Annotated in this window: 10 protein-coding genes and 1 pseudogene; 5 read left to right on the top strand and 6 right to left on the bottom strand. The window is 69.8% G+C overall.

The window, feature by feature from the left end; all coding sequences use genetic code 11:
* Positions 1 to 267 precede the first annotated feature (267 nt).
* Positions 268 to 2,463 carry a TerD family protein gene (locus ACXN5W_RS24490; RefSeq protein ID WP_473160714.1) on the top strand — a complete coding sequence of 732 codons (2,196 nt, stop codon included), beginning with the start codon at positions 268 to 270 and terminating at the stop codon, positions 2,461 to 2,463.
* 219 nt (positions 2,464 to 2,682) lie between these two features.
* On the opposite strand, the gene ACXN5W_RS24495 is transcribed toward ACXN5W_RS24490, so the two are convergent.
* Positions 2,683 to 3,570 carry a hypothetical protein gene (locus tag ACXN5W_RS24495; protein WP_473160715.1) on the bottom strand — a complete coding sequence of 296 codons (888 nt, stop codon included), beginning with the start codon at positions 3,568 to 3,570 and terminating at the stop codon, positions 2,683 to 2,685.
* A 965-nt stretch (positions 3,571 to 4,535) separates the two neighbouring features.
* Here ACXN5W_RS24495 and ACXN5W_RS24500 point away from each other — a divergent pair.
* The 3 genes and pseudogenes from ACXN5W_RS24500 to ACXN5W_RS24510 all read left to right on the top strand — a co-directional run bounded on the left by ACXN5W_RS24500 (position 4,536) and on the right by ACXN5W_RS24510 (position 7,213).
* Positions 4,536 to 5,461, top strand: a pseudogene (locus tag ACXN5W_RS24500) (phosphorothioated DNA-binding restriction endonuclease).
* A gap of 356 nt (positions 5,462 to 5,817) precedes the next feature.
* Positions 5,818 to 6,546 (top strand): hypothetical protein, encoded by a 729-nt coding sequence (locus ACXN5W_RS24505; protein ID WP_473160716.1) that lies wholly within the window; start codon positions 5,818 to 5,820, stop codon positions 6,544 to 6,546.
* A gap of 13 nt (positions 6,547 to 6,559) precedes the next feature.
* A complete protein-coding gene (locus ACXN5W_RS24510) occupies positions 6,560 to 7,213 on the top strand; it encodes a hypothetical protein (protein WP_473160717.1) in 654 nt (217 codons plus the stop codon).
* A gap of 601 nt (positions 7,214 to 7,814) precedes the next feature.
* Here ACXN5W_RS24510 and ACXN5W_RS24515 read toward each other — a convergent pair.
* Both ACXN5W_RS24515 and ACXN5W_RS24520 read right to left on the bottom strand, forming a co-directional pair.
* Positions 7,815 to 8,003, bottom strand: a complete 189-nt coding sequence (locus tag ACXN5W_RS24515; protein WP_473160718.1) for a hypothetical protein — start codon at positions 8,001 to 8,003, stop codon at positions 7,815 to 7,817.
* Complete coding sequence (locus ACXN5W_RS24520; RefSeq protein ID WP_473160719.1) at positions 7,981 to 9,003, bottom strand: helix-turn-helix domain-containing protein; 1,023 nt, start codon at positions 9,001 to 9,003, stop codon at positions 7,981 to 7,983. The genes ACXN5W_RS24515 and ACXN5W_RS24520 overlap by 23 nt, the downstream gene beginning before the upstream one ends.
* A 226-nt stretch (positions 9,004 to 9,229) precedes the next feature.
* Here ACXN5W_RS24520 and ACXN5W_RS24525 point away from each other — a divergent pair, with 226 nt between their 5' ends.
* Positions 9,230 to 10,666, top strand: coding sequence for an MFS transporter (locus ACXN5W_RS24525; RefSeq protein WP_473160720.1), 1,437 nt, complete (start codon positions 9,230 to 9,232; stop codon positions 10,664 to 10,666).
* Positions 10,667 to 10,769: 103 nt separating this feature from the next.
* Here the strand turns inward: ACXN5W_RS24525 and ACXN5W_RS24530 are convergent, their stop codons facing one another.
* Genes ACXN5W_RS24530 through ACXN5W_RS24540 form a run of 3 tightly spaced genes read right to left on the bottom strand, consistent with a single transcriptional unit; the run spans position 10,770 to position 13,546 of the window.
* On the bottom strand, positions 10,770 to 11,192 hold the full coding sequence (locus ACXN5W_RS24530) for a S26 family signal peptidase (protein WP_473160721.1): 423 nt from the start codon (positions 11,190 to 11,192) through the stop codon (positions 10,770 to 10,772).
* The gene (locus ACXN5W_RS24535) at positions 11,193 to 13,025 is read right to left on the bottom strand and encodes an ABC transporter ATP-binding protein (protein WP_473160722.1); all 1,833 of its coding nucleotides are present in this window, start codon (positions 13,023 to 13,025) and stop codon (positions 11,193 to 11,195) included.
* Positions 13,022 to 13,546 carry a hypothetical protein gene (locus tag ACXN5W_RS24540; RefSeq protein ID WP_473160723.1) on the bottom strand — a complete coding sequence of 175 codons (525 nt, stop codon included), beginning with the start codon at positions 13,544 to 13,546 and terminating at the stop codon, positions 13,022 to 13,024. The genes ACXN5W_RS24535 and ACXN5W_RS24540 overlap by 4 nt, the downstream gene beginning before the upstream one ends.
* Positions 13,547 to 13,568: the final 22 nt, after the last annotated feature.

Here is a 13,568-nt window from a genome sequence, read left to right on the forward strand (position 1 = left end):
GGCACTCTGTCTGCGACTGGCGATCCCCCATCGACTACGAACGATCAGAGGCCCGCGCCCTGGAGGCCCAGGCCGCATAACGACACCCTCCACGATCACAGGGGATTGACAATTCGACTGGATAGTGCGTCCGCTCCCCGCCTGTGCGGCCATGGGTGCGCTTCCTTCTCCTTATCGGATCGAAGGGTTCGGGGTTCGAGTCCCCGGCGACCCACTCGTACCGCGGTTGATGGCGGACAGGTGCCGGAGGCCGGAACGGGGGGACACATGCTTGAGAAGCTGCTCATCCGCAAGACGCTGCGCGTACCGGCGAGCTCCGGCGCGGCCGGTGACGGTACGCCGGTGGCCCGGCAGTTGGACGCGGCGCTGCTCGAGGTCGGGTTCTCGGCGTCGCGGGCGCTGCTGGAACACGTCGGCGCACTGGCGCCCGAGCCGGCGATGGACCTCGCCGCCACGGTCGTGTCGGCGGTACGTGAGCTGGTCGGCGACCATGTCCAGCACAACGCCTACTTCATCAACTTTCCGCACGACGTGCCGGACACTGTTGAGTTCTGGGCCGAGCGGCTACGGGCGGCTGTCCTCGCCGGCGGTGGCGAGGCGACCGATGAGCAGCTGCGGGCCGCGGTCGCCGCGGGTGGGGTGAACCTGCTCGACCTGCCCGGTTACGGCACCTACCAGCACTCGTACGCCGACCTGCTGGCCGCGCACGACGCGTTCGTCGCCACTGCCAACGACCGGGTGACCCTGCTGCACCTCGGCGACGCCGCCGAGGTGGAGGCGGAGCGGCTTTACCTGGCCTTGGCCGGCAGCGCGACGCCGCTGGGTGAGGCGGACCTGGCGCTGCTCAACGTGGTCGCGGTCGCGTGCGCGGATGGGATCCAGCCGGTCGAGATTCCGGTACGGGAGAACCGGGCGGTGCTCAACGGGATCCGGCTTGTCCTGGGTCGGCCGCTGGTCGCCGTGGACACCACCACCGACGTGCTGCGGTTGGCCTGCCAGGTTTCCAACGGGGACGTCTCGCTCGCCGTACCCACGCAGTTTCGGGCCTTCCCGCGCCGGGAGCGGCGGGTGCTGCTGGCGGCGCTCGACGAGGTGGTCGGTGCGAACCGGGCCAAGCTCGGCGACGTGGCTCGGCACGCGGAGCCGTGGAAGCGGCTCGGTGAGCGACTGCACCCGCACGGGTACGCGCAGTGGCCGTACGCGCGGGAGGTTTTCGCGGTCGCGCGGGGTGAGCGGCGGGCGCCGAGCCTGGCCGGTCGGGCGGAGGCGGCGGTCCGCGCCGGCGCGGTCGGGTCGGCCGCGACGGTGCTGTCGGCCGCGCCGGGGATGCTGCTGCGGTCGGCGGACCGGTTGCTGCGGCTGGCCCCAGCGGCGGACCGCGCCGCGGTGCTGGACGCGGTGTCCGGTGCGCTGGGTTCGGCGTCGGGTCGGGTACTGCTGTCGCTACGGGAGCACGTCGACAACCGGTTGACGCCCGCGCCGCTGCGGATGTACGCGAACCGGTCGCGGCGGGCATGGGTGGCGCCGGACGAGCGGCCGCCGCTACCGGCTGAGCTGGTGGCGGGCTTGTCGGCCCTGCTGGACGCGGAGATCGGCGCCCGGCTGCCGCAGTGGGAGCGGCCGCTGGTGGTGGACCCGGAGGTGCTCGACGTGGCGCTGCCGCTGTCCGGCAAGGCTGCCGAGGGCGGTTTCGCGGTGCTGCCGCGCGGCTCGCGGGCGTCGGTGGCGGGGGAGTTGCTGCGCTTCTTCACCTACTGGCGGCAGGCCAGCCGGCGCACCGACTACGACCTGTCGGTGCTGCTGCTGGACGAGGAGTTCCACACCGCCGGCCAGGTGTCCTGGACGAACTACCACCACGACGGGGTGGTGCACTCCGGTGACGTCACCAGCGCGACGGACGGGGCGACCGAGTTCATCGACGTGCCGCTGACGGTCCAGGGACAGTACGTGGTGCCTCAGGTCCACATCTATGCGGGGGAGTCGTTCGACGAGGTTGCCGAGTCGATGTTCGGCTACCAGACCCGTACCGCCGCTGCGACCAGCAAGTCGTGGTGGCGGCGGGCCGAGGACCAGGGCGGTGCCCCGTTTGACCCGCGGACCGTGAGGGCCCGGTCGCAGCTGCGCGGCCCGGGTCGGATCGCGCTGCCGATCGTGTTCGCCAAGGGCGAGGGCGGTTGGCAGGCGGTGTGGCTGCACCTTTACCTGTCGGGTCGGCCGGTGTTCAACCGGGTGGAGGACAACACGTTCACTACGGCCGACCGGGTGCGGGCGCTGGTGCAGCGGCGCTACCTGACCGTGTCGTACCTGGTCGACCGGTGGCGGGAGCGGACCGAGGTGCGGACCTGGGACGGTCGCGCGCCGGAGGAGCCGGTCACGTACGTCGGGATCGAGGCTCCGGAGGATCTGCCGGACGGATCGGAGATCTATACACTGGACCGGCTCAGCGAGCTGATTCCTGGGTGACCCGGTGACGGCCGAGGCCATGCAGGCGCTTCCTGCTATTCCGTTCGATTCGGACTCCCGCTCCGGCGGGAATTGGTATCCAGCGCCCGCGCTCTCCTCAGCCGTCACCGTCACCGGGTTGGACCACAACTGGCCCGCCGTAGCTGAGTCGCCGAGGATCGCAACATCCGGGCGCGGTGGACGGAGGAGCTGTCGACTGCGTGCACCGGATCGGGAGATTCAACTTCGATGCGGCTGGTTCCGTATGGCGGCGGCCAAGTCGGCGCCGACTGCAGCCAGATCGACGGGATTGCGCGCGAGCCGATTGGCCAGCTCTTCGATGCGATACCGCAGCAGCCGTTGATATCGAACGGCGTAGACCGCGACATGCGTGATGCGGTGACCATCGTGGCGGGCGAGCAGGGCGTACGTCAGGATCTGACGAATCAGCTCGTCAAGGTAGCGGTCTTCGTCGAGCCGGCCACTCTTTACCTCCAGTACGGTGGTGCCGAGGAGGAAGTCGACGTGGCGATGTCCGTCAACCAGGGACAGCTGTGCAGTGATCGGCCCATAGGACCGGAAAGCGCTGTGGAAGCCGCTGGAGTAGCTGTCCCAGACGGTACGGAAGGCGCACCTCGTGTGGTAGATCTCGTCGGGGCGACCGATGAGGAGACGCGGATACCTCTCCAAGAGATCATGCACCACATCACCAGCATCGAAACGGCGACGGTCGAGATCATTGACCAAGCTGCGGACGTACGCGAGTCGACTGGCAGCGGTGAAGATGCGCGCCGGGTGCGGTGCCGAGTCGGCACGGCGCCAGACATCGTAGGGCGTGGCGGGGTCAATGGTGGGCCGGTAACCGGCCATGGTGAGCAGCCGCTTCGCGAGAGCATGGTCGAGGCAGCGAAGCAGGTCAAGGTACGGGCTCTGGTCGCACAAGGCTAGGCCGATGGCGAGTTCCACGACGTTGCCGACGAACGACTTGTTCGGCGGGTCGATCAGCAGAACTGGACAGCGGCGAAGATCAGCCGCGATGTCGGCGCGCAGAGCATGCTGGCACGGAAACGCCTCGGCGAGCAACGCGCCGACGGGATCCCGCGCGACGCCATGGGACCGAATGATCATGGTTGTACTCCTCTCGTGGTGGGCACGACGCTGACCACGGGTGCGGCAGCGTGGGGCCCGACTATCAGGGAATGCGCGAGACCGGCGGCCTGTCCCGGGTAGGTAAGGGTCCCGGAAACCAGATAGGTAGAGCCGCAAGCGGTCTGTAGCCGTCGGCGTTCACGCCGCGATGTGGGCTCCGCGAGAGGAAGCGGCTAGCAAGGGGAGACGGATTGACCGGCGTCCCGATTCCCGTACGGTACGACGGAAACGACCCGACGCACAAGGACCTCTACGACCACCACCTTGCGTAGCCCTAGCCGGCCGAACACCGGTCCACTGAGCTGGCTTTATGGTGTCCCGGATGCGATGTACGGGTGCTCGTCGGGTGCTCGTGCGCCGTCGACAGACGGGCATCCGGTGGCACACGGCGGCCTCAGCCAATGGGCCAGTAGGGGTATGTAGGACTGTCGGCGCCGCACGGGACCGATGGCTACGGTATTGACAAGGCCCTTAATCCGCGGGTTCGGGGTTCGAGTCCTTGGCGGCGCACAATCAATCAAGGCCCTGACCTGGCACTTCATGTCGGATCAGAGCCTCTTTCGTGTCCAGTGTGGACCGCTGTTGATCCATGTGCGATCTATAGCTTTCGGCTGGTCCCGGCATCGGCTGACAACCGCCGGTCACCCGGCGGCGCTGCCCGGCACCGGAATCCTGGCGGAGTCCGCTGGTCGAGGAATCGGACGAGAGCGGTCATACTCGTCGCGGGACTTGCGGCCGGTCTGGGTGGCGTCAGCAGCGATGACGGTGATCGAGCCGAGGAGACCACCGGTCGAGCGCCTGGCCGCGGGGCACGGCATGGAGGTACTCGAAGTCCTGCCAAATCTCGCCCGCGAGCTGGTTGCCGACGCTCCGATAGACCGTAGGTCCTGTCATGACCTTGACGGGTCAGCCACAGCTGGGCCCGGGTGGGAGAATCGGTGGCGATGGTCAGGAGTCGAGCGGTGACGGCGGCCCGCGACGAGTTGCTGGCCCGGCTGGCCGCGCTGTGGCTGCATCAGCGCGACGGGCGACGGTCACCGCACAAGCCGCTGCTGGTGCTGTTGGCGTTGGGACGGTTAGCAACGACCGGCGCCAGCGCCTTGCCGTGGGGCGAGGCGCAGGTGCAGCTCGGCAGCTTGATCGCCGAGTTCGGTCCGGCGTCGAAGACGAGCCGGATTCAAAGTGCCGCGTACCCGTTCACCCGACTGCGCTCCGACGGTATTTGGGTGCTCGACCGTGATGTGCCGATGGACACCATCGGCCCGCTGGCGGCCGAGCAGGTGACCGGGCGGTTCGCTCCGGCGGTGGAGAAGGTCTTGGCCGAGGACCCTGAGTTGATCGCCTCGGCGGCCCGGGCGCTGGTGGACAGCCATTTCCCGGACACGATCGCCGCGGATGTGCTGGGCGCGGTCGGGTTGGACCCGGACACGGTGCTGCACGCCGAGGCGGTGCCCGACCCGCCGGGTACCAGCGTGCGGCGCCGTGACGCGGCCTGGCGCGAGGCGATCATTCAGGCGTGGGACCGGCAGTGCGCGTTTTGCGGTTTCGACGGACAGCTTTATGGCGCCACGGTGGGCATCGACGCCGCCCACGTGCGGTGGTTCGCGTTGGACGGCCCGGACGAGCCGGACAATGGTCTGGCGCTGTGCAGCCTGCACCACAAGCTGTTCGACCGGGGCGTACTCGATGTGGATCTGGATCTCGTGTCCGGGTCTCGACCACGTACACGGCCCGGACCAGGGCCGGTCGCGCCCTTTACGAGCTGCATGGCAGCGCGCTGCAGGCACGACCCGGTACCACCATGCCGGCGGCCGGGTATCTGAGTTGGCATCGCCAGTGGGTGTTCAAGGGACGTCCGCTGGCTGCCTGACCACGACGGCAGTCGGCATCCACCGCCTCCTGGGTGCTCGCAGTCCAGCCGAGTCTCGCACCGCAGGCCGGGTGAAGGTTGCTGGAGGGTACGCCGCAACGAGCCGGCGGTCTCCCACGCCGGTAGGCACGAGAGACCCGTGCTAGATCCGTTGAAGCTTCGATCAGCTTGCTGCGTCTGTTGCCGGTGCCCGGAGCGCCGTACTCGGTGGAGAAAGCCGTGCAAGGACATCGGTTGCCGCATTGAGGAGTGCGCCTGTCTGCTCCGTCCACGTTGGTTGTCCTGGATCGCTTTTCCGATGCATGTATCGATGGGTGTTCGTTATGCTACTGGCCGCGACCTAGGGGGTGGATTAGGTGTCATCGCGAAGGCTGGCGAGTGGGTTTCTCGCGGCGGTGTTGTCGGTTGTGGTGGCCGGTTGTGGCCCGGATGGCAGCACACCACCACCATCGGTCGGCCAGAGCCCGCCACCGGCGACCGCCGCACCAGCGACAAGTGGCCTGGCGGCCTCGGGCGAGGCGGAGGCCGCGCCGGTCAACCCCGTCGAGGTGCTTGCCCGCAATACCAGGCGGGCCCATGCGGCGTGCCCCGGCTGTGGAGGGGCGCTTGCTCTGTCCGGTGCCGACCTGCGGGCGGCGGTCGACTCCCTGGTGGCCGAGCACTCCAAGCAAAAAGGTCCGCCGCTGACGCGGAAGAACGCGGAGATCGCCCTGTATGGTCCGGCGGGAACGACGCCAAAGGTCGCCGGGGACAACGTCGAGGGGTACGACGTGTTGTTTTACGACGCGTCGGGCAAGTTGGTGCTGGGACGTCAGGTCAAGACGTTCGCCGGCAATCCCAATCAGTTTGCGGGCCGGCTCAGCGATGCGGCACCGCGCATGCGTTACGATGGCGAGCTGTTGATCCAGGTAGCGCCCGGTGTCGATGCTGCGGCGGTCGAGGGCATGATGAAGAGCTTCTGGGGGAACCGCACGGATCAGCGGCTGGCCGCCTATCAAAACATGTGGGTGGCGTTCCGGTCTCCGGAGGGTAAGCCGCTGGGGCTCTGGATGCCTGGCGCGCGGGGCATGGGTGTGCCGAGTTGAACGGGGTTGACCTGTGGGGATAGATGCCAGCCTGTTTTGCCTCTGCCGGCGGGTCCGGCTGTTCCTGGGCAAGCCGGTGCGCAATTCGTGGGACGACATCATCTACTACGCCTATGTTGGACCGCCCAAGCACAGTGAGTCCCCATACATGTCGGGAGCGTTGTGGAAGATCTTCGCTGAGCATGTCGGCCACCAGCTTCAGGTGATCTACGACTCGGAGTTGGAGTACGACGAGATGTGGGAGCCGCCCGGGCCGCCGGCCACGGTCGGTGGGGATGGACCTGGTGATGTCGACTTCAGCGACTATCTGGCGGGCTGGCCAGAGGACGCCTTCGCCGATTACCCGGCTAACGGGTGGGATGTGTCGAAGGTGGGCTACCTGGCCTGTTTTCGCTGTCGCGAGGGGCTCTGCCTTGGGCAGGCGGTGCGCGATGCCGGCGGTCGGGTGGTGTTTTTCCACCGCGGTGGCCCGCGGGCTGCGGCCAACTCTCGGCAGCCGGTGCTCAATCGGGCGGCGTGGCGGTTTTTGGCCCGGCATGCCACGCATGAGCTGCCGATCGTCGTCGGTCCGCCGTACGACCGGGACATTGACGGGTACGTCGAGGTCGGCGGCCAGCGGCCTAACGACGTTCCGTTCGACAACTACCTGGCCAACTGGCCCGGATAGGCCAGGTAGGTCGATGATTCCGCCCGCGTAGCGGCGGGTCGGCGTTATCGAAGTCGGCGCCGTCATGTGGGTGCTCCTCGGGTGCTCGGCCGCCATGGACGGGCTCCGCTCAGACTGGACGGTGCGATACATTCGTGCGGCATAAACAGGAACCCTCGGGCACAGCGTGGACTGGTCGGACCTGGAGGGACCGGGAAGCATTGATCAACGCCGGCTCTTAATCCGCGGGTTCGGGGTTCGAGTCCCTGGCGGCGCACCAACGAGCAAGGCCCTGACCAGGCAGTTGTCTGCCGGTTGGGGCCTTCTTCGTATTCCGGTGGTGACCCGGTGCTTCGGCGGGTGTTCGGGAGCCGTTGGCCCCGGGCTGTGTCGGCCTGGAGCGAGAGACGGCGGCCTGGCCGGTACGGGACTCGGCGTCGATCCGTACCTCAAGGCCCGCCGCACCACCGTCGTCACCGTCATGCCAGCCAGGTGCGGCAGCAGCATCGCGACGATCTCCACCCGAGTCAGCCGACGCCTTGGGCGAAGGCGGACTCACAAAATCATTGCCAGAGCCGGGTGAAGTCGACGGTTCCGGGCTGGTACCGCAGCAGGACTCCCGTCAGATCTGGTGCCGAAGCTTGTCCTGCTCAGCCAGTGAATCACGCATGGCGGTCCGTACCTGATCAATGCCCGCACCCGTCGCCGCGGCGATGACCTCGGCGAGACGGGCGGGATGGTCGATACGCGGGTAGGTGGGCACCGTGACCCAGATCTCCGGACCCAGCTCATCCGCGTTGAAGGTTGCCACGTTGCTGGTGAGTTGTGCGTAGTAGCTCTCGGCTGCGGGATCCCACCCCCAGACACTCTGTCGGTTCCAGCCAGCCAGCTGAAGGTTGTAGATCGGATAATGGACCATGCGAGTTCTCCAGCGGGGTGGTAGCAGTCCGTGGCTCCGTCCTGGTGCCCGTGGAGTCCAGGCGGAGCATGGCCTTTTCGTCCGCGGTACCGGGGGATGCCTGGTAGACCACCATCCGCTGGCCACCCGTCCGAGCCAGTCGCATGACCTCGTAGGTCAGGGTCATCGGTCCGACCTCCGGATGCCGGAAGAACTTCTGCCCGCCACCGCGCTCGCAGACGTCGTACCGTTCCCAGATCCGCGCGAATGCCGGCGACTTCACCACCAGTTCGCCGACGAGCGCCGTCAGTTCGGTGTGGTCGGGATCGGCCCCCGCGACCGCGCGCAGGTGCGCCACCGAGAGCGCGACCGTCTCCTCCCACGGCTCGTAGAGGGTCCGCCCAACGGGATGGAGGAACAGGTAGCGGGTCAGGTTGCGCTGGCCCTCCGGCCAGTCCCAGAGCCCGGGCATCAGTCGCCGGCCGGGCCGGTTCGCCGCCAGTATGCGGTTGTAGCGGTTCACCACGTAGGCGGGCAGCGGGCTCACCGACTCCAGCATCCGCACCACGGAGTCGCGGACGCCGTCCTGTGGGCAGGCCGGCAGCTCGGAGGGTCGACCGGAGGCCAGTTCCGCGAGCTCGTGCAGGCGTTCGTAACCGTCGCCGCGCAGCCGCAGGGCTCGGCCGAGGGCGTCCAGCACGGCGGGGGACGGATTGGTCTCCCGTCCCCGCTCGAGGCGGATGTAGTAGTCGACACTCACTCCGGCCAGCACGGCCAATTCCTCCCGGCGCAGCCCGGGAGTGCGACGCAGGCTCCCGCAGGCCGGGAGGCCGACATCCGCCGGGCGTACCTGTGCCCTGCGGGCCTTCAGATAGCGACCGAGCTCGGTGCCCCGCGTCTGAGCTGCTGCCATAGGGTCATTGTTCCAGGTGGTCAAGGCCGCTGGGAGGCCGTGTCAGGGCCTGGAACGTCGCTCCTCGGGGACGGCGCGGTCTGCCGGACGGCCGCGCGGGGAAGGAGAGTCGACTCTGGAGCGGGCGGCTCGGCCATCGGGGCCCAGGGGGTGCGAGACACCGGACCGCGGCACCGGCGCGTCGCGACCGCCCGCCCACCCGATCGTCTCTGACGATCCGTCACCCATGCCTGACCTGGAGTTCACCATGCCAGCCACCTCGTCCCCGCCGCCGGCGCCCGGGCTGCGACATAAGCCGGACCGAGTCCAGTCGACCGCACCGCCGCGGTCGAGCGGCGTCGCACTGGTCGCTTCGCTGCTCGGGTTCGTCGTGATCACCATCGACGTCTCCGCCGTGAACATCGCGCTGCCCACGATCCAGGACTCCCTCAACGGCGGGATGGTCGGGCTGCAGTGGGTGGTTGACGCGTACACCCTGATGTTCGCGGCCCTGATGCTCTCCGCGGGCGCCCTCGCCGACCGCGCCGGCGCCCGCCGCGCCTACGCCTGGGGCGTCGCCCTGTTCACCATCGCCTCCCTCGGCTGCGCGCTCGCGCCCAGCATCGGCGTGCTGGTCGCCGCGCGGGTGGCGCAGGGCGCTGCCGCCGCGATCGTGATGCCGGCCTCGCTGGCGCTGATCCGGCAGGTCTACGACGACTCCCAGGCACGCGCCCGTGCCATCGCGCTGTGGACGGCCGGCGGCGCGGTGGCGATGGCCGCGGGCCCGGTACTGGGCGGGCTGTTCACCGAGGTGGCTGGCTGGCGGGCCGTCTTCCTGCTCAACCTGCCGGTGGGCGCGGTGATCCTCGGCCTGCTGCTCCGGGTGCCGCACTCCCCGCGCCGACCCGCCGTGCTGGACGGCGGTGGTCAGCTCACCGCCGTGCTGGCCCTGGCCGGGCTGGCCTTCGCGGTGATCGAGGGCGGCCACCTGGGCTGGACCAGCGGCCCCGTGCTGGCTGCCGCTGTGCTCGCGGTCGCCTCCGGCTGCGCCTTCTGCGTGACAGAGGCCCGACACCGCCAGCCCATGGTTCCGCCGAGCATGCTGAAGGACCGCCGGGTGGCCGTCTCGCTCGCGGTCGGTTTCACCGTCAACGCCGCCTTCTACGGCGGGATCTTTCTGCTGGGGCTTTACTACCAGCAACTGCGCGGGATGTCGGCGATCGCGGCCGGGCTGATGTTCGTCCCGGTTTCGGCGCTGGTGACGGCGACCAACCTGGTGTCGCCGCGGCTGGCGGAGCGGATCGGACGGCGTGCGGTGATCGTCGCCGGGCAGTTGGTCTTCGTCGTGGCGATGCTGGCCCTGCTGCCGCTGGCCGCGCGCACCCCGTTGTGGCTGGTACTGGTCCTGCTGCTCCCGCTGAGCACCGGCGGGGCGGTCATGGTGCCTGCCCTGACCGCGCTGCTGATGGACGCGGTACCGTCGGAGCGCGCGGGGACCGCGTCCGGGCTGCTCAACTCCCTCCGCCAGACCGGCGGTGCGTTTGCCGTCGCCCTTTTCGGCAGCCTGCTCGCCGGTGCCGACGGCGGTTTCTCCCTCCCGGGCATGCGCGTCGGCCTCGTTGTCGTCGCCGCTTCCCTCCTCGCCACCGCGGCCCTCTCCCGCCTCCTGCTGTCCCGTGACTGACCGCGCCGATGGATCGCACTCGCCCGCTCACCGCCGCTCCGGTCCACGGGGTTTGACTCGCATCGAGAAGGATCCGCAGTTCTCCCCGGGCCGATCCGATCACCTACGTACGCCGGGACACCTCGACACCGACCGAGAGACGACGGATCGGTGTGCCGAGCACATCCGTCTCCGCCACGTACCCGAAGTGCCGTGAGTCGATGCTGAGCGGGTTGTCGCCGCGTACCAGTAGGCGTCCGCTCGGCACGACCCGGTCGCCGAGCGTCCCGTCGAACGGCGGCGGCACCGGCTGGCCCGCCGTCGCCACGACCCGCTTCACCAGCCAGTCGACGTCGGCGCCGAGCCGCTCGGGACGGCGGAACACCACCGGCCAGCCGGCCCGGGCCGGGCCACGGCGGACCAGCAGCCGGTCGCCGTCCACATAGGTCGGGCTCATGCTGGCGCCACGCACCTCGACGACGCGCAGCCGGGCACGGGTCCACAGCGCCGCGGCGGCCGGAATCAGGACGATGGCGAGCCAGATCATTCAGGCTTCCGAAGCGACGTAGTCGGCCGACTGCCGGCGGAAGAGCCGGGCGTACTCGCCGTCCACGGCCATCAACTCGGCGTGGCTGCCCTGCTCGACGATCCGGCCGTCGGCGAGCACGACGATGTGGTCGGCGCGCCGGATGGCGCCGAGCCGGTGCGAGACCAGCAGCGTGGTACGGGCGCCGGCGTGCGCCCGCAGCGCGGCCTGGATCTCGGCGTCGGCGTCGGGGTCGAGACCGGCGTTGGGCTCGTCGAGGACGACCAGGTCGCTGTCGTGGCGCATGAGCCCGCGGGCGATAGCCAGCCGCTGCCATTGCCCGCCGGACAACGTCACGCCGTCGTCACCCTCGTCATCGTCGAGGTGCGTACGGCTGAGGAGGGTGTCGAATCCCCTCGGCAGCGCGTCGACGGCCACGTCCACGCCGACGGTGTGCGCGGCGCGGCGCACGGCGGCTCGGTCATCGAGCCGCTCGACCGCGCCCAGCCCGATGTTCTCCGCGGCGGTCAGCTCGTAGCGGGTGAAGTCCTGGAAGGTCGCGCCCAGCCGGCGGCGATACTCCACGATCCGCAGCTCGCGCAGGTCGGTGCCGTCCCACCGAACCGCTCCGCGCTCCGGGTCGTAGAAGCGGCACAGCAGTTTGATGAGGGTGCTCTTGCCGGCCCCGTTCAGCCCCACCAGCCCGACCGTGGCGCCGCGTGGCAGCCGGAAACTCACCCCGCGCAGCACCCACGGGCCGTTCTCGGCGTAGCGGAACCACACGTCGTCGAAGGTCACCCCGTCGGCGAGCGGCGCCACCGGTCGGTCCCCGGTGGCCAGGTCGGGCGGCATGGTGACAACCGCGGTGTAGTGGGCGAACAGCGCGAGGTTGCGGGTGGTCGTGCCGAACTGCCCGAGGACCGCCATGAGCGCGCCCTGCACGCCGAGGGCGGCCGCCGTGAACATGGTGAGGCCGCCGAGGCTGAGCCGCCCGGCGACGACCTCGCGGATCATCACGAGCGCGCCCACTGCCGCGACGACCGCGCCGGCCACGCCGATGAGCGTCTCGGCTGCCGCGCTGCGCCGCTCGTCGGTCAGCTCGGCGCCGGAGGTCTCCCGCAGCGAGTCGGACAGCCGCCGCGCGAAGAGCCCACCCAGGCCGAAGAGCCGCACCTCTCGGTTGGCCTGCGCGTCTGTCATGAGGAGCTGGTAGAAGATCTGGCGGCGGATCCGGGCGATCATGGCGCTGCCGGTGCCGGCCGCGCGGTGGCCGAGCCGGCGGTAGGTGAGGAACGCCGGGATCGCCGCGAGCGCCAGCAGCAGGAGCATCGGAGGCCACACCGCCGTGAGCACCCCGGCGTACCCGGCGATGGTCAGCACGCCGCGCAGGGTCCCGGACAGCATGGTGGTGACGCTCTGCGGCGCCTGCTGCGCGCTGCGGTGCGCGAGTTCGAGCCGGTCGCGGAACGTCGGATCCTCGAAGTAGCGCAGGCCGGGGAAGCCGTTCACCGCCTCGAACAGCCGCGCCTGGATCCGCGCCCCGGTCTCGCGCTGCAGGTGGCTTCCGGCAAGCGCCGAGACCTGCCCGACGGCGGCGACGGCTGCCCCGGCCAGCGCACCCGCCACCGCGAACAACGAGGCACGTGTGACCGAGGCCGCGTGGCCGCGTACCAGCTCGTCGACCAGCTCCTTGCCACACCAGGCGGTGGTCGCGGGCAACAGCCCCGAGGCGGTCGACAAGGCGAGCACCGCGACCGTGGCCCACCGGCTCGCGTCCCAGCTGAGCCGCAGGCAGATCGCGGCCGAGCGGAGGAACCCGGCAGGCCCCGCCTCGTTCCGGGCGGCGGGGGTCATCGTGGGTTGGTCCGGGCCGGCCGTAGCGCGCCGAGGTCACGGCCGGCGGCCACGACGCGACCGGCCTCGACGCGCAGCAGCGTCGGGAAGCCGGTGATGCCGCCGAAGGCCGCCGCCACCGGACCGTCCGGAGCCACGACGGACACCCGCCCCAGTGGGCGTACGGCCGAGACCACCTCGCGGGTGGCGTTCTCGGTCGGGTCGCCCGCCACGAAGACGAACGTCCGGCCGGGTTCGAGGCCCGCGCCGGGCGCCGACTCGACCAACTCGTGGCACGGCGAGCAGTTCGGCATCACGAACAACACCACGGCCGGCTCCGTGAGGTCCTGGTCGGACACGACATCGGGCTCGGCGGTGGCGAACGGCCCCACCGCGTGCCCGACGGCGGGCAGCGGCAGGTCGACCGGTGCATGCTGCGCCTCGTGGACGCGCAGCCGCCGGATGACGGCCGTCAGGAGGAACAGATTGAGCAGGCACAGCGCGCTGACCATGGCCAGCGCGGCCGCCACGGTGGTGGTCATCGCCAGATCCCCTCACGTCGCC

It is taken from the genome of Plantactinospora sp. A48 (assembly GCF_055793945.1).

Coding starts and splice junctions, on each gene's coding strand:
- ACXN5W_RS24490 (WP_473160714.1), top strand. CDS start 268: ATGCTTGAGAAGCTGCTCATCCGCAAGACGCTGCGCGTACCGGCGAGC.
- ACXN5W_RS24530 (WP_473160721.1), bottom strand. CDS start 11,192: ATGATCTGGCTCGCCATCGTCCTGATTCCGGCCGCCGCGGCGCTGTGG.
- ACXN5W_RS24520 (WP_473160719.1), bottom strand. CDS start 9,003: ATGGCAGCAGCTCAGACGCGGGGCACCGAGCTCGGTCGCTATCTGAAG.
- ACXN5W_RS24540 (WP_473160723.1), bottom strand. CDS start 13,546: ATGACCACCACCGTGGCGGCCGCGCTGGCCATGGTCAGCGCGCTGTGC.
- ACXN5W_RS24525 (WP_473160720.1), top strand. CDS start 9,230: ATGCCTGACCTGGAGTTCACCATGCCAGCCACCTCGTCCCCGCCGCCG.
- ACXN5W_RS24495 (WP_473160715.1), bottom strand. CDS start 3,570: ATGATCATTCGGTCCCATGGCGTCGCGCGGGATCCCGTCGGCGCGTTG.
- ACXN5W_RS24535 (WP_473160722.1), bottom strand. CDS start 13,025: ATGACCCCCGCCGCCCGGAACGAGGCGGGGCCTGCCGGGTTCCTCCGC.